Annotated in this window: 20 protein-coding genes and 1 pseudogene; 9 read left to right on the top strand and 12 right to left on the bottom strand. The window is 71.7% G+C overall.

The window, feature by feature from the left end:
• Nucleotides 1-19: 19 nt before the first annotated feature.
• Nucleotides 20-2386, top strand: coding sequence for a glycosyl hydrolase family 95 catalytic domain-containing protein (locus tag ACWDEW_RS33645; RefSeq protein WP_450517862.1), 2367 nt, complete (start codon nucleotides 20-22; stop codon nucleotides 2384-2386).
• Nucleotides 2383-3639, top strand: a complete 1257-nt coding sequence (locus ACWDEW_RS33640; protein ID WP_450517860.1) for an SGNH/GDSL hydrolase family protein — start codon at nucleotides 2383-2385, stop codon at nucleotides 3637-3639. Before ACWDEW_RS33645 ends, ACWDEW_RS33640 begins: the two co-directional genes overlap by 4 nt.
• A 3-nt stretch (nucleotides 3640-3642) precedes the next feature.
• On the opposite strand, the gene ACWDEW_RS33635 is transcribed toward ACWDEW_RS33640, so the two are convergent.
• The 5 genes from ACWDEW_RS33635 to ACWDEW_RS33615 all read right to left on the bottom strand — a co-directional run bounded on the left by ACWDEW_RS33635 (nucleotide 3643) and on the right by ACWDEW_RS33615 (nucleotide 10643).
• Nucleotides 3643-6615 (bottom strand): helix-turn-helix transcriptional regulator, encoded by a 2973-nt coding sequence (locus ACWDEW_RS33635; RefSeq protein WP_450517858.1) that lies wholly within the window; start codon nucleotides 6613-6615, stop codon nucleotides 3643-3645.
• Between the two features lie 76 nt (nucleotides 6616-6691).
• The gene (locus ACWDEW_RS33630; protein ID WP_381239874.1) at nucleotides 6692-7042 is read right to left on the bottom strand and encodes a UBP-type zinc finger domain-containing protein; all 351 of its coding nucleotides are present in this window, start codon (nucleotides 7040-7042) and stop codon (nucleotides 6692-6694) included.
• Nucleotides 7039-8496 (bottom strand): ATP-binding protein, encoded by a 1458-nt coding sequence (locus ACWDEW_RS33625; protein WP_450517856.1) that lies wholly within the window; start codon nucleotides 8494-8496, stop codon nucleotides 7039-7041. The genes ACWDEW_RS33630 and ACWDEW_RS33625 overlap by 4 nt, the downstream gene beginning before the upstream one ends.
• The gene (locus tag ACWDEW_RS33620; RefSeq protein ID WP_450517854.1) at nucleotides 8493-10169 is read right to left on the bottom strand and encodes an FAD-dependent oxidoreductase; all 1677 of its coding nucleotides are present in this window, start codon (nucleotides 10167-10169) and stop codon (nucleotides 8493-8495) included. The genes ACWDEW_RS33625 and ACWDEW_RS33620 overlap by 4 nt, the downstream gene beginning before the upstream one ends.
• Nucleotides 10170-10289: 120 nt before the next feature.
• Nucleotides 10290-10643, bottom strand: a complete 354-nt coding sequence (locus ACWDEW_RS33615; protein WP_450517852.1) for a VOC family protein — start codon at nucleotides 10641-10643, stop codon at nucleotides 10290-10292.
• Nucleotides 10644-10704: 61 nt separating this feature from the next.
• On the opposite strand from ACWDEW_RS33615, the gene ACWDEW_RS33610 reads away from it, so the two are divergent.
• Nucleotides 10705-11577, top strand: a complete 873-nt coding sequence (locus ACWDEW_RS33610; protein WP_450517850.1) for a universal stress protein — start codon at nucleotides 10705-10707, stop codon at nucleotides 11575-11577.
• A gap of 2 nt (nucleotides 11578-11579) precedes the next feature.
• Here the strand turns inward: ACWDEW_RS33610 and ACWDEW_RS33605 are convergent, their stop codons facing one another.
• Nucleotides 11580-12596 carry a Gfo/Idh/MocA family oxidoreductase gene (locus ACWDEW_RS33605; protein ID WP_450517849.1) on the bottom strand — a complete coding sequence of 339 codons (1017 nt, stop codon included), beginning with the start codon at nucleotides 12594-12596 and terminating at the stop codon, nucleotides 11580-11582.
• 71 nt (nucleotides 12597-12667) lie between these two features.
• Nucleotides 12668-13453 (bottom strand): TIM barrel protein, encoded by a 786-nt coding sequence (locus ACWDEW_RS33600; RefSeq protein WP_450517847.1) that lies wholly within the window; start codon nucleotides 13451-13453, stop codon nucleotides 12668-12670.
• Between the two features lie 168 nt (nucleotides 13454-13621).
• Here ACWDEW_RS33600 and ACWDEW_RS33595 point away from each other — a divergent pair, with 168 nt between their 5' ends.
• Nucleotides 13622-14653 carry a LacI family DNA-binding transcriptional regulator gene (locus ACWDEW_RS33595; protein WP_450517845.1) on the top strand — a complete coding sequence of 344 codons (1032 nt, stop codon included), beginning with the start codon at nucleotides 13622-13624 and terminating at the stop codon, nucleotides 14651-14653.
• Between the two features lie 5 nt (nucleotides 14654-14658).
• On the opposite strand, the gene ACWDEW_RS33590 is transcribed toward ACWDEW_RS33595, so the two are convergent.
• From ACWDEW_RS33590 to ACWDEW_RS33580, 3 genes are all read right to left on the bottom strand, one after another.
• Complete coding sequence (locus tag ACWDEW_RS33590) at nucleotides 14659-15894, bottom strand: DUF4032 domain-containing protein (protein WP_450517844.1); 1236 nt, start codon at nucleotides 15892-15894, stop codon at nucleotides 14659-14661.
• A gap of 9 nt (nucleotides 15895-15903) precedes the next feature.
• Nucleotides 15904-16653 carry an MBL fold metallo-hydrolase gene (locus ACWDEW_RS33585; protein ID WP_450517842.1) on the bottom strand — a complete coding sequence of 250 codons (750 nt, stop codon included), beginning with the start codon at nucleotides 16651-16653 and terminating at the stop codon, nucleotides 15904-15906.
• 158 nt (nucleotides 16654-16811) lie between these two features.
• Nucleotides 16812-17441, bottom strand: coding sequence for an alpha-ketoglutarate-dependent dioxygenase AlkB (locus ACWDEW_RS33580; RefSeq protein WP_450517840.1), 630 nt, complete (start codon nucleotides 17439-17441; stop codon nucleotides 16812-16814).
• A 114-nt stretch (nucleotides 17442-17555) separates the two neighbouring features.
• Between ACWDEW_RS33580 and ACWDEW_RS33575 the strand changes: the two genes are divergently transcribed.
• The gene (locus ACWDEW_RS33575; RefSeq protein WP_450517839.1) at nucleotides 17556-18182 is read left to right on the top strand and encodes a TetR/AcrR family transcriptional regulator; all 627 of its coding nucleotides are present in this window, start codon (nucleotides 17556-17558) and stop codon (nucleotides 18180-18182) included.
• 17 nt (nucleotides 18183-18199) lie between these two features.
• Complete coding sequence (locus tag ACWDEW_RS33570; RefSeq protein ID WP_450517837.1) at nucleotides 18200-19873, top strand: FAD-binding dehydrogenase; 1674 nt, start codon at nucleotides 18200-18202, stop codon at nucleotides 19871-19873.
• Nucleotides 19874-19895: 22 nt separating this feature from the next.
• Here ACWDEW_RS33570 and ACWDEW_RS33565 read toward each other — a convergent pair whose 3' ends face one another.
• The gene (locus ACWDEW_RS33565; protein WP_450517835.1) at nucleotides 19896-20246 is read right to left on the bottom strand and encodes a DUF488 domain-containing protein; all 351 of its coding nucleotides are present in this window, start codon (nucleotides 20244-20246) and stop codon (nucleotides 19896-19898) included.
• 326 nt (nucleotides 20247-20572) lie between these two features.
• Between ACWDEW_RS33565 and ACWDEW_RS33560 the strand changes: the two genes are divergently transcribed.
• Nucleotides 20573-21244: a CBS domain-containing protein gene (locus tag ACWDEW_RS33560; RefSeq protein WP_450517833.1), complete on the top strand. Its 672-nt coding sequence runs from the start codon at nucleotides 20573-20575 to the stop codon at nucleotides 21242-21244.
• A gap of 139 nt (nucleotides 21245-21383) precedes the next feature.
• On the opposite strand, the pseudogene ACWDEW_RS33555 reads toward ACWDEW_RS33560, so the two are convergent.
• Nucleotides 21384-22487 (bottom strand): annotated as a pseudogene (locus ACWDEW_RS33555) (ABC transporter ATP-binding protein); the annotation flags it as partial.
• A gap of 164 nt (nucleotides 22488-22651) precedes the next feature.
• On the opposite strand from ACWDEW_RS33555, the gene ACWDEW_RS33550 reads away from it, so the two are divergent.
• Nucleotides 22652-23299 (top strand): hypothetical protein, encoded by a 648-nt coding sequence (locus ACWDEW_RS33550; protein WP_450517831.1) that lies wholly within the window; start codon nucleotides 22652-22654, stop codon nucleotides 23297-23299.
• Complete coding sequence (locus tag ACWDEW_RS33545; RefSeq protein ID WP_450517830.1) at nucleotides 23299-26601, top strand: glycosyltransferase; 3303 nt, start codon at nucleotides 23299-23301, stop codon at nucleotides 26599-26601. The genes ACWDEW_RS33550 and ACWDEW_RS33545 overlap by 1 nt, the downstream gene beginning before the upstream one ends.
• Nucleotides 26602-26728 lie beyond the last annotated feature (127 nt).

Below are 26728 nucleotides of genomic sequence, written 5' to 3'. Positions count from 1 at the left end.
ACCTTTGCGGAGACCCATCATGTCCAGTGCACTGCCCGACCTGCCCAGACGCAATCTGCTCGCCCTCGCCGCGGCCACCGGCGCCCTCGCCGGCCTGCCCGCCTTCACCGCCTCCGCCGCACCCGAGCGGCCCACCAACACCTCGTACAGCAGCGGCACTTCACGCAACACCCTGTGGTGGCAGGCCCCGGCCGACGACAACTCGATGATCGTGCAGGGCCTCCCCGTCGGCAACGGCCGGCTCGGCGCCCTCGCCAGCAACGACCCCGGCCACGAGGTCCTCCTCGTCACCGACGCCACCATGTGGACCGGCGGCCTCAATGACACCCTCGACGCGGACGGCCAATTCCCGTACGGCCGCGCCGACTTCGGCTCCCTCACCCTGCTGGCCCGGCTCACCGTCGACATCCCCGACCACGACCTGGGCGCGGTCTCCTTCTACCGCCGCACCCTCGACCTGGAACAGGGCGTGGCGACCACCTCGTACGTCCGCTCCGGAGTGACGTACCAGCGGCAGCTGTTCGCCAGCCGTCCCGACGACGTGATCGTCCTGCACTTCACCCAGAACGGCGGCGGACGCTACACCGGCACCGTCGACCTGGCGGGCACGCACGGCGAACCGGCCACGGACGCCCGCTCGTTCGGCGGCACGCTGGCCAACGGCCTGCGCTACGGCGCCGCCGTGACGGCGTACGGCACCGGCGGCAGCGTCACCGTGACCGGCTCGCACGTCGCCTTCTCCGGCTGCAAGGACGTCACCGTCGTGCTGAGCGGCGGCACCAACTACGCGCCCAAGGCGGCTGCTCACTACCGCGATCCGTCCCTCGACCCACAGAAGCTGGCCCGCACCAAGGTGAGCGCGGCGGCCAAGCACTCGGCGAACACCCTGCTGCACACCCATGTCGCCGACCACGGCGCGCTGTTCGGGCAGCTGGGCATCTCGCTCGGCCCCTCGTCCGCCGACCAGCGCGCCCTGGACACCTGGGAGCGCGTCCAGGCCCGCGCCCGCGACGGCGTGCCCGACCCCGAACTCGAAGCCTCCTACCTCCAGTTCGGCCGCTATCTGATGATCGCCGGCTCCCGGGGGAGTCTGCCGATGGGCCTCCAGGGGAACTGGCTCGACGGCAACGACCCGGACTGGATGGGTGACTACCACACCGACATCAACATCCAGATGAACTACTGGATGGCCGACCGCGCCGGACTCTCCCAGTGCTTCGACGCCTTCACCGACTACTGCGTGGCCCAGCTCCCCGACTGGACAGACCTCACCCGCAGACTCTTCAACGACTCACGCAACCGCTACCGCAACTCCAGCGGGAAGAACGCCGGTTGGACCGTCGCCATCTCCACCAACCCCTACGGCGGCGGTGGTTGGTGGTGGCACCCGGCAGGTAACGCCTGGCTGAGCAACACCCTCTGGGAGCACTACGAGTTCACCGGCTCGCGCGCCCACCTCGCGAAGATCTACCCGCTCCTCAAGGGCGCCGTCGAGTTCTGGGAGGCGCGGCTGCTCACCACCACCCTGCCCGGCAGCTCGAAGGAGGTGCTGATCGCCGACAGCGACTGGTCGCCCGAACAGGGGCCGCTCGACGCGAAGGGCATCACCTACGCCCAGGAGCTGGTGTGGGCGCTGTTCGGTAACTACTGCGTCGCGGCAGCCGAGTTGAAGAAGGACACCGGCTACGCGGGCACGATCGCCGGGCTCCGCAAGAAGCTGTACCTCCCGGTGGTCAGCCCCAAGACGGGCTGGCTGGAGGAGTGGATGTCCCCGGACAACCTCGGCGAGACCACGCACCGGCACCTGTCCCCGCTCATCGGACTCTTCCCCGGCGACCGAATCCGCCCGGACGGCTCCACCCCGAAGGACATCGTCGACGGCGCCACCGCCCTGCTCACCGCCCGTGGCATGGAGAGCTTCGGCTGGGCCAACGCCTGGCGCAGCCTGTGCTGGGCACGGCTCAAGAATGCCGACAACGCCTACCAGTTGGTGGTCAACAACCTCCGCCCGTCCACCGACGGCAGCAACGGCACCGCCTCCAACCTCTTCGACATCTACCAGGTCGAGGTGGGCCGCGGCATCTTCCAGATCGAAGCCAACTTCGGCACCCCCGCCGCGATGATCGAGATGCTGCTCTACTCCCGCCCCGGGCATCTGGAACTCCTCCCCGCCCTGCCCGACGCGTGGGCCGCGTCCGGGTCGGTCACCGGTGTCGGCGCTCGCGGCGGCTTCGTCGTGGACCTCCACTGGAAGAACGGGAAGCCGACCGAGGTGAAGATCCACAGCGTCAACGGCCGGACCACGACAGTGGCCTTCGGCACCAGCACGCAGACCGTGCGGCTGACCCCGGGCGAGTCCGTCACGCTGCGGGACTTCGCCCGGTGACGGGCCGACGGGCGCGGTTAGGCCGTGGGCTGGCTCTTCTGACAATGGTGGTGGCGCTCCAGACCATGCCCGCACAGGCGCGGCCGGAGCCCACCGTTCAGGCGCAGGCGCAGACACAGACGCCGATATCGGTGACGGCCTCGGGTGGTTCGCACACGGTCGTCACCTGGGGAGCGAGCGCCGACCGCATGGGTGACGGGGTGGCCGGCCGCAGTTACCGCCTGATCGTGCACACCAGTGTCGCGGGCGGCGAGCTGCGGATCAGGCTCTCCAACGCCTTCGGCGACCGGCCGATGACCTTCGACAGCGTCTACGCGGGCGTGCAGAAGGAGGGTGCCGCGCTGGTGCCCCGTTCCAACCGGCGGCTCACCTTCGGCGGCGGACGGTCGGTCACCGTCCCCGCCGGGGCGACGGCGTACAGCGACCCGCTGACCGGCGCACTGCCCGCCGCCACCGACCTGGTGGTGAGCATCCACAGCCCGGACGCGGCGGGCCCGGCCACCGGTCACGGACTCGCCATGCAGACGTCGTACGCGACCCAGGGCGACCACACGGCCGAGGAGAGCGGCGCCGCCTGGACCGACACCATCGGCTCCTGGTACTACCTCGACGCCGTCACAGTACGGACCGGCGCGGACACCGGCGGCGTGGTCACCCTCGGCGACTCCATCACGGACGGCTGGGCGAGCACGACCGACCAGAACCGGCGCTGGCCCGACTACCTCGCCCGACGGCTCCAGCGCGCCGGCACGACCGTCAAGGGAGTCGCGAACGAAGGGATCTCCGGCAACAAGGTGCTCGCGGACGGCGCCGGGCAGAGCGCCCTCAACCGGCTGCAACGGGACGTCCTGTCGCAGCCCGGTGTCCGCACGGTGTTCCTGTTCGAAGGGGTCAACGACATCAAGGCCCACAGCGGGGTCACCGCCCAGGACCTGATCGCCGGCTACCGCGAGATCATCGCCCGGGCACACGCGGCCGGGAAGTGTGTCGTCGGTGCCACGGTCGGACCCTACGAGGGCTGGTCCGAATGGGACCCGGCGGGCGAGACGGTACGCCAGGAGGTGAACCAATTCATCAAGGGCAGCGGGGAGTTCGACGCCGTCACCGACTTCGACCACATCCTGCGCAGCCCCTACGACCAGGAAAGGATGCTGCCCTTCTTCGACAGCGGCGACCATCTGCACCCCAACGACAAGGGAATGCAGGCCATGGCCGACGCGGTCGACCTCGCCGGACTCGACTGCGACCGGTGAACCTCAGCCGGACGCCGTCGCCTCCGGGGTGATCAGCCCCTGCCGGTAGGCGATCGCCACCGCCTCCGTACGGCTCGCGGCGCCCAGCTTCGCGAGGATGTTGGAGACGTGGACGCTCGCCGTCTTGCCGGTGATGAACAGCTCCTCGCCGATCTGGCGGTTGCTGCGGCCCAGCGCCAGCAGCCGCAGCACGTCCTGCTCGCGGGCCGTCAGCGGCGAGGGGCGCTCCCCGGCGTCCCCGCCGTCCGCGGCCGGGTCGCCGAGGCGGCCGCGGCGGACGAGCGTGTCCAGCCGCGCGAGCAGGGGCGCGGCTCCGAGCCGGGTGGCCGTCTCCCGGGCCGCACGTGCCTGGACGGCGGCCTCCTCGCGCCGGTCGGCCGCCAACAGGGCTTCGGCGAAACGGAATTGGCAGCGCGCCCGTTCGTAGACATCGCCGTAGTCGAACGCGGTCACCGCCTTTTCCCAGGCCGCCGCGTCGGGTCCCGTGGCCGCCCGCGTCCACTCCGCCTCGGCGCGCGCCAGCCAGGCCATTCCCTCCGGCCCCTGCGGCCGTCGGCCGTCGCCCTCCTCCGCCACGGCCCGCGCCAACTCGACGAGTTCCGTCGCGGTCTCCGTCCAGCGGCGCACCCCCGCCTCGTCGCCCGTCAGCCGCAGTGCGGCGGCCCGGTCGGCGACCGGGGCGAGGGCGAGGGCGGCGAGCCGGACCGCGAGGTCGGGACGCCGGCCGGAGTCGTCGGTGAGTGCCGTGACCGTCGTACGCATCGTCTCCACGGCCGCCTCCGGATCGTCCCGCAGGCCACCGGCGTCGGTCAGCGCGATGCCCGCCACCATGGCGGCCATCCAGTCGAACGGCCCCTCCAGCAGGGCACGCGCCCGGTCCGCGGCCCTCAAGTCGCCGCGCGCCAGCGCCACATACAGTGCCGGTCCCATGGTGAAGCCGCCCATTCGCGGCAACACCTTCGCGTCGCTCGTGGCGGCCTTCTCGCACTCGTCCCAGCGACCGAGTGTGTACAGCACCAGGAGTTGGAGGTAGCGCATCTCCAGCGGGTACGGGGAGGACAGCAGTCCGGCGCGACGGGCCCGGTCCAGTCCCTCGGTGAGCCAGGGCAGCGACTCCTCCAGGTGCCCGGACTCGAAGTTGCCGATGGCCAGATGGAACAGGGCGCGCATCTCCACGGGCGCGTGCCCGGCCTGCCGGGCCAGTTCGCGGGCCTGGGCGAGCCGCTCGCGGCCCTCCTTCGTGCGCCGGCCGCCCTTTTCGAGCGTGGCCAGCGAGATCAGCAGATCGGCTCGGGCGTCGACCAGTTGGAGTTCCTCGGCGATGCGCAGGGCCTGCCGGGCGACCCGCAGGGCGATCTCGTCCTCACCGACCTGACGAGCCGTCAGTACATGCGTGGCCGCTGCCCACACCCAGGTCCGCGAGGGCGGTTCGGCGGGGATCATCGCGAGGGCCTCGCTGCTGTAGGCGAACGCGGCGGTGAGGCTGTCGACGCCCATCAGATTGCCGGCCAGGGTGTACCGGACCCGGGCGGCCAGCTCGGCGTCCGTGTCCTGGCCGATCCCGGCCAGCGCGGACCGGGTGAGGGACACCGCGCGGTGTGCGTCCCCGGCGTGCGCCGCCGCAGCGGAGGCCCGCAGGGTGAGGGTCACGCTGTCGACGCCCTCGCCGGAAGGCCGGGCCGCCGGATCGACCGACCGCCACAGATCGAGGGCTGTTTCGAGATGCCGTAGCTCCTCGGCGGGCGCGCCCACGTGCTCGGCGTGGTCGGCGGCCTCCAGGGAGGCGGCCAGCGCCTCGGCGAGGTCGTGGCTCTCGCGGTAGTGGTGGGCGCGCTCGGCCGCGCTCTCGGCGGGGTGACCGCGTCCGGCGAGGAGGCGGGCGAACGAGCCGTGCAGCCGGGAGCGCTCGCCGGGCAGCAGATCCGCGTACACCGCCTCCCGCGCGAGGGCGTGCCGGAAGGAGTACGTGTCGCCGTGCCCGGGGACCAGGAGTTGGCGCTCGACGGCCTCCCGCAGCGCCGACTCCAGCTCGTCCTCCGGGAGTTGGACCGCGTCCCGCAGCAGGTCGTACTCGACGCGGCGCCCGGCGACGGCGGCGGTGCGCAGCACCTGTTGGGCGGTGTCGGAGAGTTGCTCGAAGCGGATCAGCAGGACGTCGGCCAGACCGCTCGGCACACCGCCGGCCTCCATGTCGGTGGCCGCGAGCAACTCCTCGGCGTAGAAGGCGTTTCCCTCGGCGCGCTCGACGATCCGGCGGACCGTGCCGTCCGGCACCGGGCCCGTGCGCAGCGCGCGCACCAGCCGGGCGACCTCCGCGTCCCCCATGGGCCGCAGCTCCAGCCGCTCCACGGCGGGCAGCCGCACCAGCTCGGCCAGCAGGGGCCGTAGGGGATGGCGGCGGTGGAGGTCGTCCGCGCGGTACGACGCGAACACCGCGAGGCGGTGGGTGGGCGCACCGCCGGCCGGGCGCTGGAGGATGCCCCGGCTGAGCAGGAAGCGGAGCAGGTCGCGGGAGGACTGGTCGGCCCAGTGCAGATCCTCCAGGACCAGCAGCAGGGGAGCGATGTCGGCGAGGTCGGCGAGCAGTCCGGCGATGCCCTCGAAGAGGCGCAGTCTGCCGCCCGCGTCCCGGGCCGCGTCCGTGCCGGCGCCGAGCAGCCGGTCGACCGCCGGATGCGCGGCCAGGGCGGCGGCGAAACGGTCGTCGCCGGCCAGCGCTCCGAGGATCTCGGTGAACGGCAGATAGGGCAGACCGACGTCACCGAGGTCGACACAGTGCCCGGTCAGGACGGTCATGCCGGCGTCCGCCGCCCGCGCCGCCACCTCGTCGAGGACCCGGGTCTTGCCGACGCCCGCGTCCCCGGCGATCAGCACCGCCCCCGCCGTGCCCGCGCGGGCACGCTCCAGTACACCGGCGAGGCGGGCGACCTCCTCGTCCCGGCCGATGAGCGGCGCTGCTGCTACGGATTGCGACACGCCCCCATCCTGGCACGCGCCACCGACAACGCACCTGGCCACCGGGCGGAAGGCACCTCCCGCCCGGTGGCCGGGGTCAGCGCAGTGTCTCGGCCCAGTTCGCCGGGACGCGGCCCGCCGGACCCGGCACGGGCTGGTCCTTGGGGTGGCTCACCGGGGCGGTGAGTTCGGGGCCGGAGTCGTACAGCTCGGAGGTGCTGAAGTTCCAGAACCAGTCCTCGCCCGGCTCGTAGCTCTGGATGAACGGATGGCCCGTGGACTGGTAGTGGGCCGTGGCGTGCTTGGAGGGGGAGTCGTCGCAACAGCCCACATGACCGCACTGCGCACACCGCCGGAGATGGAACCACCAGCCCTGGGCAGCCTCGCACTCCACGCAGCCTGCACCGCTCGGCGGGACACTGGGGTCGATTCCGGTGATGTCGGTCATGCGGACTCCTCGGGCGTCTCGTTGTCCGTGGCGGTGAGCGGAAGCAGGACCTGGAAGCGGGTGTCGCCCGGCACCGACTCCACCTGGAGCGTGCCGTGGTGCTTGTTCACGACGATCCGCCAGGAGATGTCCAGACCCAGGCCCGTGCCCTCGCCCACCGGCTTGGTGGTGAAGAACGGATCGAAGATACGGCTACGGATCTCCGCCGGAACACCCGGCCCCGTGTCACGGAACTCCACCATCAGCTGATCGCGCACCAGCGCCGTCCGCACCGTCAACGTGCCTTCCCCGCCCGTGCTGTTCATGGCGGAGACAGCGTTGTCGATCAGGTTCGTCCACACCTGGTTGAGCTCCGCCGGATAGGCCGGGATCTTCGGGAGTGTGCGGTCGTACTCCTTGACGACCTTGATGCGGTCGCCGACCTTGCCGCCGAGCATCAGCAGTGTGCTGTCGAGGAGTTCGTGCACATCGGCGACCTGGTACGGGGCACGGTCCAGCTGCGAGTACTGCTTCGCGGCGCCGACCAGATTCGAGATCCTGGTCGTGGAGTCCTCGATCTCCGACATCAACAGCTCTGTCTCGACCGTGTAGTTGAGCCAGCCGATCGCGCCCGGCAGGATCTCCTCGTCCACGGCCGCCGCGACCTGGTCGAGCCACTCGACGTCGAGGCCGGCCTGCACGAACGTCGGCGCGATCTGCCAGGACTCCGTGACACCGTGGTCGTCGAGCCAGTCCGTGAGCTGGTCCTCGCGGTCCGAGGCCTCCAGCGGGCTCAACGTCTGTGCCTTGGCGACCCGTTCGGCCGTGCGCTCCTGGATGTCGATGAGGTTGGCGAGGTCCTCCCGCGAGTACGGTCCCGAGGAGATGACGCGGAGCTTGTGCCGCATCTTCGCCACCCGCTCCCGCAGCGTCGAGGTGGCCCGGACGGCAGCGGCCGCGGGGTTGTTGAGCTCGTGCGTGAGCCCGGCCGACAACGAGCCCAGCGCCAGCAGCCGTTCACGCTGGCTGATCGCCAACTGGCTGCTCTTCTGGCCGAAGAAGAGGCCCTCCAGCAGATGGACGGCCATCGGGAACCACTCGCTCATGATGGCCGCGAAGGTCTCGGCGGGCAGCACGAAGAACCGCGTCGTCTCCGTCACCCGCATCGAGTTGAGGTACACCTGCTGCACCCGGTCCCCGATGTAGGCCTGCATCGCGCCCGTGTAGACGCCGCGCTGCGAGGTGCGCGCGACCTCCACGTCGTCCTCGCCGACGCGGCGCGAGAGCACCACGGTGCCCTCGATCATCACGTAGAAGCAGGTCGCGGGATCGCCCTCGGTGTAGACGGGCCCGGCCTCGAACTGCTCCACCTGACCGTCGCAGCACAGCCTGCCGAGCTGCTCCGGCGTCAGCTTCTCGAACAGGAACAGCGTGCCGATCTCCTGCGGGCTGCAGGGCAGCACCTTTCCGCTCATGACTGCTCCAGGTAGCGGTGGACGAGCATCACGGCCATGGCTCCCTCTCCGACGGCGGACGCGACGCGCTTCGCGGACTCGGCGCGCGCGTCGCCCGCCACGAACACGCCGGGAATATTGGTCTCCAGGTGGTACGGCGACCGGTCCAACTCCCAGCCCGCGGGCGGCTTCCCGTCCGCGCCGAGGTCGGGCCCGGCCAGGATGAACCCGCGCTCGTCGCGCAGCACCGCGCCATCCAGCCAGTCGGTCAGGGGAGCCGCGCCGATGAACACGAACATCCACTGCGCGTCGACGAGTTCGGTCGCCCCGGTCTCCGTGTCGCGCAGGGTGAGCTGCTCCAGATGGTCCGAACCGTGCGCCGCGTCGACGACGGTGCCGGTGCGCACGGAGATGTTCTCCGCCTCGTTGATCTGCTGGATCAGGTAGTACGACATCGACGCGGCCAGCGACGGTCCGCGCACCAGCAGGGTCACCGACTTGGCGCCCCGGGCCAGGTACATCGCCGCCTGGCCCGCCGAATTGGCGCCGCCGACGATGTACACGTCGTGCCCCTGGCAGGAGGCGGCCTCGGTCAGCGCCGAGCCGTAGTAGACCCCGCAGCCCGTCAGATCGGGCGTGCCGGGCGCCTCCAACTGCCGGTACGACACACCGGTCGCCAGGATGACCGCGTGCGCGGCGACGGCCGAACCGTCCGCGAAGTGCACCACCCGAGCCGACCCATTGGCTTCCAGCCCCGTGACCTCGCGCGCGGTGAGGATCTCGGCACCGAACTTGGTGGCCTGCCGCCGTGCCCGGTCGGTGAGTTGAGCCCCGGACACCCCGTCCGGGAAACCGAGATAGTTCTCGATCCGCGAACTCTGCCCGGCCTGCCCACCGGTCGCGGACCGCTCCACAAGCACCGTCCGCAGCCCCTCCGAGGCCCCGTACACGGCCGCGCCCAGCCCCGCCGGACCGCCGCCGATGACGACGAGGTCGTAGAAGTCGGCCGTCGGCGTGGTCGCGAGCCCCACCTTCGCGGCCAGCTCGGGCGCCTCCGGCTCGACCAGCACCGACCCGTCGGCGGTGATGACGAGCGGCAGCCGCTGCCCGTCCTGTCCGGCGGCGGACAGCAGCCGCAGTCCCTCAGGGCTGTCCGCCGAGTACCAGCGGTACGGCACCTGGTTGCGGGCCAGGAACTCCCGTACGTCCGAGGAGCGCGCCGACCAGCGGTGCCCGACCACCTTCGTGGCGGGCACGGGCCGGTAGTCGCTGTTCCGCCAGGCCTCCAGGAGGTCGTCGAGGACCGGGTAGAGCTTCTCCTCGGGCGGGTCCCAGGGCTTCAGCAGATAGTGGTCGAGGTCCACGACGTTGATCGCGTCGATCGCGGCGTCCGTGTCCGCGTACGCGGTCAGCAGCACGCGGCGGGCGCCCGGATAGATGTCGAGGGCCTGTTCCAGGAACTCGATGCCGTTCATCTGCGGCATGCGGTAGTCGGCCAGGATCACGGCGACGAGATCCCCGCGCAGCTTCAGCTCGCGCAGCGCGTCGAGCGCGGACTCGCCCGACTCCGCGCGCACGATCCGGTACGACTCGCCGTAGCGCCGCCGCAGGTCACGGGCGACGGCACGGGAGACTCCCGGATCGTCGTCCACGGTCATGATGACGGTCCGCGCGGATTCGGCGGCCTGTGCCATACGTCTCCCACCCCGAGTGGTCGGCTTCACGGCACGGCGGCGCCGTTGTCACCGCGCCGGCTCCCCATCATCGTATGTTCGATCGCCCCGGTGCGCTTCGCTACGTCCGAGACCGGCGGCTCAGCGACTCCGGGAGCGCAACACGCAGAACTCGTTTCCCTCCGGGTCCGCCAGCACCACCCACGACTGTTCGCCCTGCCCGATGTCCACGGTCCGCGCGCCCAGGGCCAGCAACCGGATCACCTCGGCCTCCTGGTCGTCGGGCCGGAAGTCCAGATGCAGCCGGTTCTTGGTGGTCTTGCGCTCGGGCACCGGCACGAACAGCAGCCCGGGCAGGCGGTCCGGCTCCGGGCGGATCTCGAACTCGTCCGGGGCCTCGCCCACCACCACCCAGCCGAGTGCCTCGGCCCACCAGCGTCCCAGCGCGACGGGCTCGGCCGCGTCCACGACCATCTGCTCCCACTCCAAGGTCATGCGCGCAGGGTAGTGAAGACTGGGCCCGACACAGGTGACCGCACCACAGGGAGGCCACGGAATGACACGCCCGATCACGGCAGGGGTCGACGGATCGGCGGAGAGTCTCGCCGCACTCGCCTGGGCGGGCCGGGAAGCCGTACGGCGGGGGCTGGCGCTGCGCGTGACGCATGTGTGGCGGTACGAGGAGCACCACGCCCTCGACACGGGGGACCGGGAGACGCAGGACCGCTGGGTGCGGGACGCGGCGGCCGAGGCCGCCCGGACGCTCGCCGAACGTCACCCGGGCCTGGACGTGACCACCGACGTCCTGGAGGGCGACCCCGTCGACACCCTGACCGCCGCCGCTGCCGAGTCCGAACTGCTGGTGCTCGGCTCGCGCGGGCACGGGCCCGTCGTCGGCTTCCTGCTCGGGTCCGTCGGACAGCAGGTGATCGCCGACGCCGTACGGCCCGTCGTGCTCGTGCGTGCCGGGGACGAGGCGTCCGGGGAGGCCGGCGGGCGCGAGATCGTCGTGGGGCAGCAGGGAGACGCCGAGGACAGTGCCGCCGCTCTCGGTTTCGCGTTCGAGACGGCGGCGGCACGTGGCGCCACGGTACGGGCCGTGCGGGCGTGGACCCTGCCGCCCGTGTTCGCCTACAGCCCGGGCTCCATGAAGCTCCTCGACGAGGCGGGCGGTCTGGAGCCGTACGAGAAGAAGGCTCTCGCCGAGGCGCTGGAGCCGTGGCGGGAGCGCTTCCCCGACGTGGCCGTCGTCGAGCACATCGAGATGGGCAGCGCGGGGCAGGTGCTGCTGTCGGTGGCCGGGCGGGCGCAGCTGATGGTCGTCGGGCGGCGCGCCCACCGTAGGGCGGTGGGCGCGCGGATCGGCTCGGTCGCGCACGGGGTGCTGCACCACGCGGAGTGCCCGGTGGCCGTGGTGCCCACTCCTTGACCTCAGATGTCCTCGATGCGTACCGGTACGCCTTTCTCCACCGACCTGATGGCCGCCAGCGCGATCGTCAGCGCGGCGCGGGCGTCGGCGCCGGTGGCCGACGGGGTACGCCCCGTGCGGACACCGTCGGCGAAGTCGGCCAGCTCGGCGACGTACGCCTCGTGGAACAGGTCCTGGTCGTAGGCGATCGTCTCGGCCGCGATGCCGTCGGCGCCGTAGGACGTCAGATGGGTGCGCCGGATGTCGCCCATCGTCAGCATGCCCGCCGAGCCGAAGACCTCGCCGCGCACGTCATAGCCGTACACCGCCTGGAAGTTGGCCTCCGCGGTGGCGAGGGCGCCGTTGTCGAAGCGGATCGTGACCACGGCCGTGTCGAGCAGGCCGCGGTCCTTGAAGTCGGGGCGGACCAGGGCGTCGGCCATGGCGAAGACCTCGACCGGTTCGGCGCCGGGGTTCAGGTAGCGCAGGGTGTCGAAGTCGTGGATGAGGGTTTCCAGGAAGATCGTCCACGGCGGGACGGGGGAGGGGTCGGCCAGCTTCGGGTCGCGGGTGAGCGAGCGCAGGAGCTGCGGGGCGCCGATGGCGCCCGCGGCGACCTTGTCGTGCGCGGCCCGGAACCCGGCGTCGTAGCGGCGGTTGAAGCCGACCTGGAGCGGTACGCCCGCTTCGGCGGCGGCAGCGATGGCGCGGTCGGCGTCGGCGAGGGTCGTTGCCATCGGCTTCTCGCAGTAGACCGCCTTGCCCGCGCGTGCCGCCGCCTCGACCAGGTCGGCGTGGGTGCGGGCCGGTGTCGCGATCACCACGGCGTCTACCGCCGGGTCCGCGAACAGGTCGGCGATCCCGGTGTACGCGGTGGGGCAGTCGAGCCGGTCGGCCAGCTTCCGCGCAGCCCCCGGGGCCGGGTCGGCGACGGCGGCGAGGCGGACGCCGGGCAGTCGGCGGGCGAGGGTCTCGGCATGGAAGGAGCCCATGCGGCCCGCGCCCACGAGGCCGACGGAGAGGGGCAGTTGGGTGGTCATGCGGTCCTCTGTGAGGCCGTGGGAAGCGGTGGCGGGGCAGATCGTGAACGCGGTGCGGGGGCGGTGCCGGCTCAGACCCTGAACGCGGTGCGGAAGCGGTCCAGGGCGCGTTCGCTGTCGGCGTCCGAGGCCCACGCCTCCATCGCGACCGTGCCGTCGTAGCCGATGTCGGCGAGGGCGCGGGCGATCGCCGGGTAGTTGATCTCGCCGGTGCCGGGCTCCTGGCGGCCGGGTACGTCCGCCACCTGGATCTCGCCGATCAGGCCCAAACGGTGTGCCCTGCGGACGAGTTCGATGAGGTTCCCCTCGCCGATCTGCGCGTGGTAAAGGTCCAGGTTCATCCGCAGACCGGGGCGGTCCACCGCCTTGACCAGCGCCAGGGTGTCGGCGGCCGTCGCGAACGGGACGCCCGGGTGGTCGACCGCGGAGTTGAGGTTCTCCAGCGTGAAGGTGACGCCGGCTCTCTCGCCCAGCTCGGCGAGGCGGGTCAGGGTGCGGTGGGCGGCGATCCACATAGGGCCCGTGGGCTCGCCGCGAACCGGAATCACCGGCAGGCCCTCGGAGTTGAGGCCGGTGCCGTGCAAGTTCAGGCGCGGGCAGCCGAGTTGGTCGGCGGCCTTGACCGATTCCTCGGCGGTGCGCAGGAGTTCGGCGGCACCCGCCTCGTCGGTGAGGCTGCCCCGGATGTAGCCCGTCATCGACGAGAACTCGGCCGGGGTGCGTGTGAGCGCGTCCAGGTCGTGCCGGGTCCAGTCCCAGATCTCGACCTGGAAACCGGCTTCGTGGATGCGCCGCGCCCGCTCGTGGATCGGCAGGTCCCGGAAGACCATCTCGGCACAGACCGCCAACGTGTACATGATCGCTCGCCCTTCCAGCTGCCATCTAGAACGTTCTAGATGGCAGTAGTACGCCACTGCCCGATGTGTGTGTCAAGGCTTCGCGAGGGATGCTTCTAGAACGTTGCAGAACCCTCCCGAACAGCTAGGATCTCGACAGGTGACGACCCCCCGACCGTAAGGACCTCCGTGCCGGCCACCCCCGAGCTCCCCGACGGCAAGCGGCCCACCCTGGCCCATGTCGCGGCCCGGGCGGGAGTCTCCGTCGCGCTGGTCTCGATCGTGATGCGCGGGGCCTACGGCGCGAGCGCCGCCTCCCGGGAGCGGGTGCTCAAGGCCGCCGAGGAGCTCGGCTACCGGCCCGACACCCGGGCCAGGGTGCTGCGCAGCAACCGCTCACGACTGCTCGGCGTGCAGTTCGGGCTGCGCCATCCCTTCCACACCGACCTGGTCGAAGGCATCTACGCCGCCGCCGAGCCCGCCGGCTATCAGGTGGCGCTCAGCGCGGTGGCGCCCACGCGCGGTGAGCGGCAGGCCGTGGAGGCGCTGCTCGCCGACCGCTGCGAGGCGCTGGTCCTGCTCGGCCCCGAGGTCCCGGCCACCCGCCTGGCGCACCTCGCCACCCAGGTCCCGGTCGTCTCGGTGGCCCGGCGGCTGCGGCCCGCCCCGCCGGCCGTGGACGTCGTCCGCACCGCCGACGACGAGGGCGCCCGCCAGGCCGTCGACCACCTGGTGGCGCTCGGCCACCGGGCCGTCGCCCACATCGACGGCGGCCGGGCGCCCGGCGCCGCCGACCGCCGCCGCGGCTACCGCACCGCGATGCGCCGCCACGGCCTCGACGAACACATCCGGGTCCTGCCCGGCGGGCTCACCGAGGACGACGGCGCACGCGCCGCCAGAACCCTGCTCGCGGAGAAACCCCGTCCCAGCGCGGTCCTCGCCTTCAACGACCGCTGCGCCACGGGCGTCCTCGACACCTTCCTGCGGGCCGGTGTCGCCGTCCCCGGCGAGATCTCCGTGGTCGGTTTCGACGACACCACCCTGTCCCGGCTCGCCCACATCGACCTCACCACCGTCGCCCAGGACATCCCCCGCCTCGCGCAACTCGCCGTCGGCCGCGCCATCGCCCGCCTCGACGGCGAGGCCGTACCGGACGGCGAACAGGTCGTCGCACCGCGCCTGGTGGTCCGCGGGACCACGGGCGCGCCCGGCACGGGCTGATCCCGCTACTCCGGCGCGGCCGGCTCCAGGGTCTCGCGCACCTTCGGCAGGATGTTGGTGATGTAGTCCTCGACCACCGTGTCCAGATCGATGTCGTGCTGCGCCCGCTCGGCCAGATACCAGCGGTGTTCGAGCAGCTCGTGGTAGATCTCGGCCGGGTCCATCGACCCGCGCAGCTCCAGCGGCACGGCGCGCACCGTGGGCCGGAACACGTCCCGCACCCACCGGTGCGCGAGCACCTCGGGCCGGGCGGCGAGCGGATCGCCCGGGGCGTAGTCGTCCTGGGTGGCCATCCAGCTCTCCAGGTCGTTGAGCAGCCGCCGCGCCTGGTTCTCCTCGGCGTCCAGGCCGGTCAGACGCAGCAGTTGACGCTGGTGATGGCCCGCGTCGACGACCTTGGGCACGAAGGTGACCGTGTCGCCGTTCGAGGAGTGCTCGATCTGCATCTCGGCCACGTCGAAGCCGAGTTCGTTCAGGCGCCGGATCCGGCGCTCGATGAAGTGGTACTTGCCCGCCGGGTACACCGAGGTGCGGGTCAGCTCCTCCCACAGCCCCTGGTAGCGGGCGCAGATCTCCATGCCGAACTCGATCGGGTCGACGGACGGGTGCAGCGCCCCGGACGCCTCCAGGTCGAGCAGCTCCCCGCTGATGTTGACGCGGGCGAGATCGAGGTCGTACTCCCGCTGCCCGTCGCTCAACCGCGCGTGCAGGTCGCCGGTCTCCGCGTCCACGAGGTAGGCGGCGTAGGCGCCGGCGTCCCGCCGGAACAGCGTGTTGGACAGCGAGCAGTCGCCCCACGCGAACCCGGCCAGGTGCAGCCGCACCAGCAGCACGGCCAGCGCGTCCATCAGCCGGTGCATGGTGGCCGGCCGCAGCGTCGTCTCGAACATCGAGCGGTACGGCATCGAGCCGCCCAGATGCCGGGTGATCAGCACCGGTTCCAGCGGCTCGCCGGCCGTGTCGGCGCGTCCGGTGACCACGGCGAGGGGGTCGACGGCGGGGATGCCGAGCCGGTCCAGGTCGCGCAGCAGCTCGTACTCGCGCAGTGCGGGCCGTTCCGCCAGCTCCTTGACGGCTATGACCTCGCTGCCGGCGCGGGCGTAGCGCACGACGTGACGGGAGATGCCGCGCGGCAGCGGCACCAGGTACTCGTCGGGCCACTCCTCCAGCGGAACGTCCCAGGGCAGTTCCAGCAGGAGCACCGGATGCTCGGGGTTGGTCGCGTTGATCTGCAGTGCCATGAGGTGACCCTAGAGCGCGAGTTCGCGGGCGCGCTGCGTCGCCTCACGGATCGGACCGGTGTGCAGGGGGCCGTGGCCGGGCAGCAGGGTGTCGGCATCGAGCGCTTCGAGGGCGTCCAGCGAGGCGACGGCCCGCTCGCGCTCGTGGTGGAACATGCCGGGCAGCAGCTGCGGGCCCTTGATCCGCGAGGTGGGATGGCCGCTGACCAGGGCATCCCCGGAGATCACGATCCCGCTGTCCGGGAGATGGAAGACGCAGTGCCCGTTCGTGTGGCCGGGGGTGTGCACGGGGACGGGCCGGCCGGGCAGGTCGAGGGGGCCGTCCCCGGCCGGAAAGGCCTCGGCCGCGGAGACCGGATGCTGCTCCATGCCTCCGGCGCGGATCGTGTGCACCGCCCACGGCAGTACGCCGGGACGCCAGGCGTTCTTCAGCACCTTGCCCAGGGTCACCTGCTGCAGGAACTCCCTGCGGGCGTGCGGCACTTCGGCCTCGTGCGCGTAGACGGGCGTGCCGTGGGCGCTGTGCAGGAACTCCGCCGAGCCGAGGTGGTCGTTGTGGGCGTGGGTGAGGAGCACCGCCGTGACCGCCTGCGCTGAACTCCCCACCTGCTCAAGGGAGTCGAGCACGAGCCCGCGGTCCCCGGGATACCCGGTGTCCACCAGCGTGGCCGTGTCGCCGTCGGTGAGGATCACCCAGTTGGTGTTGCTGCCGTGCACGAGGTAGACGGCGTCGGCGACTTGACGTACTTCTGCCCGCATGATCGTTCCTTGCCTGGTGGTGCTCTTCGGATCCGGCCAGTCGTTCGGGATCCAGCCAACCAGACGCGTACAGTCCTTGCGCGCGCGGGGGAAGCCGCCTCCGGCACCGTCCGCCGGAGGCGGCCCCCGCGCGCGTCCGAAGCGGCCGCCTCTCCGCCTCAGCGCACGCCGTGCGGGCGGAACTGCACGCTGATGCGCGGCCCCGCGGCTCGGGTGGTCTTGGGGACGCAGTGCTCCCAGGTCCGCTGACAGGAGCCGCCCATCACGATCAGATCGCCGTGCCCCAGCGCGTGCCGCACCGACGCGCCGCCGCGCAGCGGACGCAGCAGCAGGTCGCGGGGCGCGCCCACGGAGAGGATCGCCACCATGGTGTCCACATGGGCACCCCGCCCGATCCGGTCACCGTGCCAGGCGACACTGTCCCGCCCGTCCCGGTAGTAGCACAGCCCGGACGTGGTGAAGGGCTCGCCCAACTCCCGTGCGTAGTACGCCGAGAGCGCGTCCCGGGCCTCGGCCAGCACCGGATGCGGCAGTGCGTCGTCCGCACCGTAGTGGGCGAGCAGTCGGGGTACGGCCACGACCTGGTCGTACATCTGACGGCGCTCGGCGCGCCACGGCACGTCGACGGCCAGCTCCTCGAACAGGGCGTCGGCGCCGCTCAGCCACCCGGGCAGCACGTCGATCCAGGCGCCGAGACCCAGCGTGGTGCGCCGGATCCCGTGGAGGGGGCCGAGCCGGAGCCGGTCGGTCTGGTCGAAGAGGGAGCCCTGGAGGTGGTGCGCGGTCATGGGACCAGCGTACCCCTTATTCGAATATCTGTTCCCATGAGAACGCGGCTCTTTCGATACATCGATGTATCGGATACATTCACGTATCGAACATCGGGACGCGGAGGTCCGGGCATGGTGACGGAGGCGACGGCCAAGCGGGTGACCAGGCGGCGGGTGCGCACGCGTGCCAATCTGCTGGACGCCGCGTTCGCCGTGTTCGCCGCGAAAGGCTTCGGGCGGGTCTCCATCGAGGAGGTCTGCGAGGCCGCCGGTTACAGCAGGGGCGCCTTCTACTCGAACTTCGACAGCCTGGACGGGCTGTTCTTCGCGCTCTACCAGGAGCGGGCCGAGCTGATCGCCGAGCAGGTGGCCGACGCACTCGCCCTCGACGGCCCCGACCTCGACGTCCCCGCCGCCGTGGACCGCGTCACCGACGTGCTGCTCCTCGACCTGGACTGGCTCCTGGTGAAGACCGACTTCCTGGTGCACGCGGCCCGGGACGCCACCGTGGCGGGGACCCTGCTGGGACACCGGGCCCGGCTGCGCGGAGCGATCGCGCACCGCCTGGCCCGCGCCCGGGGTCTCGCCGAACTCCCGGCCGTACTCGGCGACCTGGACGCGGCGGCGTACGCAGTGGTGGCCGCGTACGACGGCGTCACCACCCAACTCCTGCTGGACAAGGACGTGGAGCACGCCCGCGTCTGGCTGAAGCAACTCCTCACCGCGCTGCTGACCGACGGCAGCCGCGCCCCCGAATGAGAAAGGCAACGGTCGCCATGGATGCGGACGTCATCGTCGTCGGAGCCGGGCTGGCCGGTCTGGTCGCGGCCCATGAACTGACCAGCCGGGGCCGCCGGGTCGCGCTCGTCGACCAGGAGAACGCCGCCAACCTCGGCGGGCAGGCGTTCTGGTCCTTCGGCGGACTGTTCCTCGTCGACTCGCCGGAACAGCGCCGCCTCGGCATCAAGGACTCCTTCGACCTGGCCTGGAGCGACTGGCAGGGCAGCGCCGGCTTCGACCGCGTCGACGACGAGGACTCGTGGGCGGTGCGCTGGGCGCGCGCCTACGTCGAGTTCGCGGCCGGCGAGAAGCGGACCTGGCTCGACGGCCACGGCATCAAGCTGCTGCCCACCGTCGGCTGGGCGGAACGCGGAGACCTGCGCGCCCACGGACACGGCAACTCCGTCCCGCGCTTCCATGTCACGTGGGGCACCGGCACCGGAGTGGTCGAACCCTTCGTGAACTACGCCAAGCAGGCCGCCCGCGACGGACTCCTCACCTTCTACTACCGCCACCAGGTCGACGAGCTGGTCGTCGCGGAGGGCGAGGCGCGCGGCGTACGCGGCACGGTCCTCGCCGAGGACGACTCGGCGCGCGGAGTCTCCTCCAGCCGCGAGGCGATCGGCGAGTTCGAACTCACCGCACAGGCCGTCGTCGTCACCACCGGCGGCATCGGCGCCAACCACGACATCGTCCGCCGCTACTGGCCCGAACGCCTCGGCACCCCGCCCGCCGAGATGGTCACCGGCGTCCCCGCCTACGTCGACGGCAGGATGCTCGACATCAGCGCCGAGGCGGGCGTACGACTGGTCAACCGCGACCGTATGTGGCACTACACCGAGGGCCTGCAGAACTGGAACCCGGTCTGGCCCGGCCACGGCATCCGCATCCTGCCCGGCCCGTCCTCCCTGTGGTTCGACGCCCTGGGCCGCCGCCTGCCCGACCCGTGCCTGCCGGGCTACGACACCCTCAACACCCTCAAGTACCTGCGCACGACAGCGGGCTTGGCGGAGCACGACCACTCCTGGTTCATCCTCACCCAGAAGATCATCGAGAAGGAGTTCGCGCTGTCGGGCTCCGAGCAGAACCCCGACATCACCGCCAAGGACAAGAAGGCGGTGCTGCGCGACCGGCTCCTCGGCAAGGGCGCACCCGGCCCGGTGGACGCCTTCCTGCGCAAGGGCGCGGACTTCGTGACCGCCGGCAACCTGGAGCAACTGGTCGAGAAAATGAACCAGTTGACCGACAAGCCGCTTCTCGACGCGGCCGTGGTGCGCCGCCAGATCGAGGCCCGCGACCTCCAGCTGGCCAACCCGTACAGCAAGGACTCCCAGATCCAGGGCATCCGCAACGCCCGCCGCTACATCGGCGACCGGCTGGGCCGCGTGGCCACCCCGCACCGCATTCTCGACCCGGCCGCAGGCCCACTCATCGGGGTCAAGCTGCACGTCCTGACCCGCAAGACCCTCGGCGGCATCCAGACCGACCTCGACTCGCGCGCCCTGGGCGCCGACGGAAAGCCGATCGGCGGACTGTACGCGGCGGGCGAGGTGGCCGGCTTCGGCGGCGGTGGCGTGCACGGCTACAACGCCCTCGAAGGCACCTTCCTCGGCGGCTGCCTCTTCTCCGGCCGCGCCGCGGGCCGCGCGGCGGCCAGGCAGACCGCCTGACCGGACGCCGCGGCCCGTCTCCTCAGCTGTCGAGGAGGCGGGCCAGTACCGAGGCGTGACTGCGCTCCGGCGACTTCACCGCCGTCAACAGGGTCACCGGCCCCATCCGGACCAAGTTCCCCAAGGTGTGCAGGAGTTGGGCCGCCTCCGGCTCGGCGAGCTCCGCCTCGTAACGGCCGGTGAACTCCTCGTACGACCCCTCGCCCGCGTGGTACCAGCGGCGCAGTTCGTTCGACGGGGTCAGGGCCTTGGGCCACTCGTCGACGCGGGCCGCGTCCTTGGACAGGCCGCGCGGCCACAGCCGGTCGACCAGGACACGGACGCCGTCCTCCGGCTCGGGCGGATCGTAGACACGGCGCACTCGGACGGTCACGGGCGGGGCTCCCTCGGGCGGCGGTGGTGCCGTGAGCCTACGTCCGGGCGGGCACGGTTCGCGCAGCCGCTCGCCGATGGAACGGAAGTCGTCGAGGGTGACTGGGCAGCCGTCGTGAAGGATACGGAAGGTCTTGCCGACCGGTCCGCATGCCCGGACGCGGAGAGCCGTGACAGGAGTGGGATGTGTCGACTCCGGTGGGGGATGGGCTGGTTGTCCTCACCGGTGCCCCGCTGGGCCCAAGCCGCGTGGGCTGCGCTTCGACGACGCTGGCGTTGTCGGCGGAGCGAATCAGAGCCGACCGAAGAGAGCGGGAGGAAACGGCCATGGGTGGTTTCAGGGTCAAGGAAGTCATGACCCGGGAGGTCGTGCGCGCCTGCCGCGACACACCGTTCAAGGAAGTCGCCCGACTGCTGGCGGAACACCGCATCAGCGGACTGCCGGTGGTGGACGACCAGGAGAAGGTCGTCGGGGTGATCTCCGAGACCGACCTGCTGTACCACCAGGTGCGGCAGGATCCGGACCATCACCACGGGCGTTTCCACGTGCTGCGGCCGACCCGTTCCGCGCGCTCGGCCACGGCCAAGGCCCGGGCCAGGACCGCGGAGCAGCTCATGACACGACCCGCGTTCATCGTCGCCCCGGAGCAGCAGGTGACGGACGCCGCGTCGATGATGGATCGGCACCATGTGGCGCTGCTGCCCGTGGTGGACGACGAGGACCGACTGGTCGGCATCGTCACCAGGGGCAACCTGCTGAAGCTCTTCCTGCGCCCCGACACGGAGATCGGCCGGGACGTCGTCGACCGGGTGGTCCGGGGGATCGCCTGCCCCCGGTACGAGGTGGACGCCGCCGTCGCCGACGGGGTGGTGACGCTGCGGGGCCACCTGGCGCGACGCGGCGACGCCCGGCTCGCGGCGCGGATCGCCGGACAGGTGGACGGCGTCGTCGCGATCACGGACAACCTCACCTACGAATCGGACGGGCTCAGATCGTAGGGGCCTCCTCGGACGCCGCTGTGGACTGCGCAGGCGACCCGGCCGGGTGAACGGAGACCATGTCCTGAGGGCTCGGCCCGTCCGCCGAGACGGTCTGTCCGGGGGTGTGCGCATCCGCGGGGACCGACCCCGTGTCCCCGGCGAGCCGCAGGCCGGTCACGGATGAGAAGCAGTGCACCGCGTCGGCGTCGCCGTGCACCGCGACGCGGAGTGCGGATCCCTTGCTCTGGGTGGGGCGACCGGGGAGCCGGACGACGACCGGGACGAGGTCCTGGCCGAGCTTCGCGGTCGCGTGGAGGTACGCGATGGCCCCGGTGTCCTCGACCGCGTCGATGACCAGGTCCAGCGCCGGGGTCTCCAGGTCGTCGGGGGAGAGCACCTGGAGATGCTCGGGCCGGATGCCGAGCGTGATCTCGGTACCGCCGTCGGCGGATGCGGCGTTGAGCGCGGTACGGGTCAAGGGCACGACCAGGCCGCCCAGTTGGGCCCCGTCCGCGGTGAGCGGCAGCCGGAAGAGGTTCATCGCGGGGGAGCCGATGAAGCCGGCGACGAAGGTGTTGGCGGGATGCCCGAAGACCTCCTTGGGGGTGCCCACCTGTTGCAGTACGCCGTCCTTCATGACGGCGAGGCGGTCGCCCATCGTCATGGCCTCGACCTGGTCGTGGGTGACGTACACGGTGGTGGTGCCCAGCCGGCGCTGCAGCACGGCGATCTGGGTGCGGGTCTGGACGCGCAGCTTGGCGTCCAGGTTGGACAGCGGCTCGTCCATCAGGAACACCCGGGGTTCGCGCACGATGGCGCGCCCCATCGCCACCCGCTGCCGCTGGCCGCCGGAGAGGGACTTGGGCTTGCGGTCGAGGTACTCCTCCAGGTCCAGGACGGCCGCGGCCTCCTGGACGCGCTGCTGGACGCGGGGCTTGGGCATGCGCGCGATCTTGAGCGCGAAGCCCATGTTGGCGGCCGTCGTCATGTGCGGGTACAGCGCGTAGTTCTGGAACACCATCGCGATGTCGCGGTCCTTGGGCGGCAGATGGGTCACGTCCCGGTCGCCGATACGGATCGACCCGGAGTCGACCTCCTCAAGCCCGGCGAGCATGCGCAGGCTGGTCGACTTGCCGCAGCCGGACGGTCCCACCAGGACCATGAACTCGCCGTCGGCGATCTCCAGATCGAGGTCGCTGACGGCCGGGTGATCCATGCCCGCGAAGCACCGGGTCGCGTGGTCGAAGGTGACGGACGCCATGATCTTCTCCTCCCCTGAACGTCTCCCCAGACCAAGGCTGGAACGGGAGTCGGCAGTGCGGCAGGACCCGGACGACCCCTCTGTGGTGCCGGTCGGCCCATTGGGCACGGCCGGGTACCGCACAAGGCTTGGACCGACGGACGCGGAAGGGGGGAGGGGAGGAGATGTTCCGGTCCCGGGTGGGGCCGTCCCGGCCCAGACACCCGAACACCGACACGGTGCCGCTGATCCCCGCGGCCCGCCAGACCACGGAGGGGGACGGCTCCGACCCCGTCTTCGTCGACTCCAGCGGACGCCGTGGACGGCGCATCCGGCGCGTCGCCTACGCGGCCGGCGCGCTGTGTGCCGCGTACACCGGCGTACTGGCGCTCAGTTTCATGGGCGCGACACCGTTCGCCCCGCGCACCGTACTGCCCGTACCGGGGCTGCCGTCCGAGAAGCCCGGTACCGTGACCGAGACCCCGCGCGGCGATCTGCCGGCTGAGTCCGTGGCCCCGTCCTCCGGTGGCCCGTCGGCGTCACCGTCCGCGCTTCCCGGACCGACGGCCCTGCCCACGGACCCGCCCTCGGGCGGCAGCCCCTCCGCCCCGGCGACGGGCCCCGCCACCTCGCCCGCGCCCACGGCGAGTTCCTCGCCGACCGCCTCCTCGACCGCGACCGGCCCGACGGGCTCCGGCGGCTCGTCCGGCACCGGTCCCACGGCTTCGGGCGGAACGTCGAATGCCACCTCCGGGAGTTCCGGCGCTACGCCCAGCGGCTCGGGCGACGACGGGGAGTCACCCGGCATCTCCACTGTCCCTGCGGCGACTTGATGAGCGCGCGGCAGCCGGGGCTCACCACCGGCACCCGAGGGAGTCGCCGCGGAACAGCCTCCCGCCCGCGGATCGTGTCCCTGCTCGTGGTTCTGGCCGTGATGACGGGCATCCTGCTCCTGAACGGCTACACGCACGGGGAGTTCGCCGCCGACCACCGGGTGCACCCGCCGGTGGCGGCCGACCGGGTCCCGGAGAAGGTGCTGCACGGCGGCCCCGTGATCGACACCACCGGCTCCACCCCGCGCAGCCACCGGATGTCGGACCGCACCGTCGCCCTGACCTTCGACGACGGCCCTGACCCGGCCTGGACCCCGAAGATCCTGGACGTGCTCGACCGCTACGGCGTCAAGGGCACCTTCTTCGTCACCGGCGCGGCGACCGCCCGCCAACCCGGCCTCGTACGCCGGATGGTGACCTCCGGACAGGAGGTCGGTGTGCACACCTTCACCCACCCCGACCTCGTGTACCAGTCGACTTCCCGCACGGACCGCGAACTGGCCCAGACCCAGCTCGCGTTGGCGGGAGCGGCCGGTATCCACAGCTCGCTCGTCCGCCCGCCCTACTCGGCCCACGCGGCGGACCTGGACGACCTCTCCTGGTCCGTGGTCCGGCAGTTGGGCGCGAAGGGGTACATCACCGCCCTCGTCGACATCGACGCCGAGGACTGGCGAAGGCCCGGCGCGACCGACATCGCGGACAGCATCACCGGGAGGCTGCACGGGCAGGGTGCCGTGGTACTGCTGCACGACGCCGGCGGCGACCGCTCCCGGACCGTCCGCGCCCTGGACACCCTGATCCCCGAACTGCTCGGCCGGGGTTACCGGTTCACCACCGTCACCGGAGGGCTGGGCGCGGGCAGCGCCCATCACCCGGTCTCCGGCGCGGAGTTGTGGAGCGGTCGGGTCTTCGTGGCGGCCGTGGCCGTCGGCGAGTGGCTCGTGCCCGCGCTGGCGACACTGATGGCCCTGGTGGGCGGGCTGATGCTGCTGCGCTTCGCGGCCATGCTGGTGTTCGCCCGCCGCCATGCCCGGCGGCGCCGTGATCCGGGCTTCTCCTGGGGGCCGGAGGTCACCGAACCCGTGAGCGTGGTGATCCCCGCCTACAACGAACGCAAGTGCATTGCCCACACCGTGCAGTCCGTGGTCAAGAGCGAGCATCCCGTCGAGGTCGTCGTGGTCGACGACGGTTCCACGGACGGCACGGCCGAGACGGTGGAGGCACTCGCGCTGCCCTGCGTCAGCGTCGTACGACAGGCCAACCGCGGCAAGTCGGCCGCGCTCAACACCGGTGTGGCCAGGGCCTCGTACCCGCTGATCGTGATGATGGACGGCGACACCGTCTTCGAGCCGGACACCGTGCACCGGCTGGTGCAGCCCTTCGCCGACCGGCGGGTGGGGGCGGTGGCCGGCAACACCAAGGTCGGCAACCGGGGGAGTCTGCTGGGCACTTGGCAGCATCTCGAATACGTGATGGGCCTCAACCTCGACCGCCGCATGTACGACGAACTCGGCTGCATCCCCACCGTGCCGGGAGCCGTCGGCGCGTTCCGACGCACCGCGCTGCGCCACGTCGGCGGCCTGAGCGACGACACCCTGGCCGAGGACACCGACCTCACCATGGCGCTGCACCGGGGCAGTTGGCACGTGGTCTACGAGGAGCGCGCCCGCGCCTGGACCGAAGCGCCGGTGACCGTCGGCCAGTTGTGGCGTCAACGCTACCGGTGGAGCTACGGCACCCTCCAGTCGATGTGGAAGCACCGTCACGCGGTCGTCGAGCGGGGCCACGCGGGACACTTCGGCCGATACGGACTCGCGCTGGTCGTGCTGTTCACCGTCCTCACCCCGCTGCTGGCCCCCCTCATCGACCTGTTCCTCCTGTACGGACTCCTCTTCCAGGACCCGGTGCGCACTGCGGCCGCCTGGGGCGCGCTGCTCGCCGTACAACTGCTGTGCGCCGCCTACGCGTTGCGGCTCGACGGCGAGAAGCAGCGGGTGCTGTGGGCGCTGCCGCTCCAGCAGCTCTTCTACCGCCAGTTCCTCTACACGGTGCTCCTCCAGTCGTGCACCACGGCGCTCACCGGCGCCCGGCTGCGCTGGCACAAGCTGCGTCGCACGGGACAGGTGAAGGCACCGGGGCCGCCGACGAGGGCAGTGGCATCGACGGCCACCGCCACAACGGCCGCCCCACCGGCGGCGGTTCGCAAGAACGGCGGCCGGAACCTGTATCTGGACTTCCTGCGCGCCGTGGCCCTGGTCCGCGTGGTGACTTACCACACCTTCAACTGGGCCTGGCTGACCCTGGCGTTCCCGGCCATGGGCGTCATGTTCGCGCTGGCCGGCTCGCTGATGGCCCCTTCGCTCGACCGTCACGACCGCACTCCGGCGGCGGTGGTGCGGGCGCGCATGCGCCGACTGCTGCCGCCGGTGTGGCTGTTCGGCCTCGTCATGGTCGTCGCGATGCTGCTGACGGGCTGGCGGCCGGACGAGGGCGGCGGCGGGCGTGCGTCCGGATGGGCGCGGATGGTGTTCTGGATCGTGCCGGTGAGCGAGCCGCCCTTCGCCCACACCGACTGGGCCTGGCAGATCGTCGCCCCGCTCTGGTACATCCGCGCCTACCTGCTGTTCGTGATCCTCTCGCCGCTGCTGCTGCGGGCGTTCCGCAGAGCGCCCTGGACGGCCGTGGTGACGGGACTGGTCCTCGCGGCGCTGGCACAGTTCGAGCTGCTGCCGTTGCCGGCCCGGGTCGAGGAGCCGTTCACCGACCTGGCCACGTTCGCCGCCTGCTGGCTCCTGGGCTTCGCCCACCACGACGGGCTCGTACGGCGGTTGCCGGCGGCCCGGGTGTGGGCGGTGGCCGCGGCCGTCATGACGGTGGGCGGCTGGTTCGCGCTGACGCACCGGACCGAGGAGGGCTACGACCTCGGCTCGATCCCGCTCGGACAGGCCCTGTGGTCCTTCGGCTTCGTCCTGCTGCTCCTGCGGCTCGGCCCGCGGAGCGACCGCTGGGTGCGGCGCCACCGGCCGCTGCACGACACCGTGGTGCTGCTCAACGCCCGTGCCGTCACGGTCTATCTGTGGCACGAGGTGGCGCTGGTCCTCGGGGTGGTGCTCATCGACCGCATGTGGCGGGTCCCCGCGCTGGGGAACTCCCTGCCGCTCGGAGCCACTTGGTTCCTGTATCTCGTCGCCTGGCCTCTCATCGCCGTGGCGGTACTGCTGGTCGGGTGGGCGGAGGACCGCGCGGCGAAACGTCCGGCACGACTGTGGCCACGGCCGGTTCGGCAGACCGAAAGGGCGTGAGACGGGCGGCCGTGCGGGGGAGGGGGTAGTCCGCCCGCGGACGGACGTGCAGGTCCACTCCTCCCCCTGGACTGTCGGGGAAGGTGCCCGCACGGCTCGGTCGGTCGTACCGGCGGGCACGCATCCA

The organism is Streptomyces sp. NPDC001100 (assembly GCF_053598575.1).
Note: the sequence above shows the minus strand (reverse complement) of the source record. Positions and strands in the feature narration are given on the sequence as shown.

Coding starts and splice junctions, on each gene's coding strand:
- ACWDEW_RS33550 (WP_450517831.1), top strand. CDS start 22,652: ATGTTCCGGTCCCGGGTGGGGCCGTCCCGGCCCAGACACCCGAACACC.
- ACWDEW_RS33630 (WP_381239874.1), bottom strand. CDS start 7,042: ATGACCGACATCACCGGAATCGACCCCAGTGTCCCGCCGAGCGGTGCA.
- ACWDEW_RS33620 (WP_450517854.1), bottom strand. CDS start 10,169: ATGGCACAGGCCGCCGAATCCGCGCGGACCGTCATCATGACCGTGGAC.
- ACWDEW_RS33560 (WP_450517833.1), top strand. CDS start 20,573: ATGGGTGGTTTCAGGGTCAAGGAAGTCATGACCCGGGAGGTCGTGCGC.
- ACWDEW_RS33610 (WP_450517850.1), top strand. CDS start 10,705: ATGACACGCCCGATCACGGCAGGGGTCGACGGATCGGCGGAGAGTCTC.
- ACWDEW_RS33580 (WP_450517840.1), bottom strand. CDS start 17,441: ATGACCGCGCACCACCTCCAGGGCTCCCTCTTCGACCAGACCGACCGG.
- ACWDEW_RS33575 (WP_450517839.1), top strand. CDS start 17,556: ATGGTGACGGAGGCGACGGCCAAGCGGGTGACCAGGCGGCGGGTGCGC.
- ACWDEW_RS33625 (WP_450517856.1), bottom strand. CDS start 8,496: ATGAGCGGAAAGGTGCTGCCCTGCAGCCCGCAGGAGATCGGCACGCTG.
- ACWDEW_RS33645 (WP_450517862.1), top strand. CDS start 20: ATGTCCAGTGCACTGCCCGACCTGCCCAGACGCAATCTGCTCGCCCTC.
- ACWDEW_RS33605 (WP_450517849.1), bottom strand. CDS start 12,596: ATGACCACCCAACTGCCCCTCTCCGTCGGCCTCGTGGGCGCGGGCCGC.
- ACWDEW_RS33585 (WP_450517842.1), bottom strand. CDS start 16,653: ATGCGGGCAGAAGTACGTCAAGTCGCCGACGCCGTCTACCTCGTGCAC.
- ACWDEW_RS33615 (WP_450517852.1), bottom strand. CDS start 10,643: ATGACCTTGGAGTGGGAGCAGATGGTCGTGGACGCGGCCGAGCCCGTC.
- ACWDEW_RS33590 (WP_450517844.1), bottom strand. CDS start 15,894: ATGGCACTGCAGATCAACGCGACCAACCCCGAGCATCCGGTGCTCCTG.
- ACWDEW_RS33570 (WP_450517837.1), top strand. CDS start 18,200: ATGGATGCGGACGTCATCGTCGTCGGAGCCGGGCTGGCCGGTCTGGTC.
- ACWDEW_RS33600 (WP_450517847.1), bottom strand. CDS start 13,453: ATGTACACGTTGGCGGTCTGTGCCGAGATGGTCTTCCGGGACCTGCCG.
- ACWDEW_RS33545 (WP_450517830.1), top strand. CDS start 23,299: ATGAGCGCGCGGCAGCCGGGGCTCACCACCGGCACCCGAGGGAGTCGC.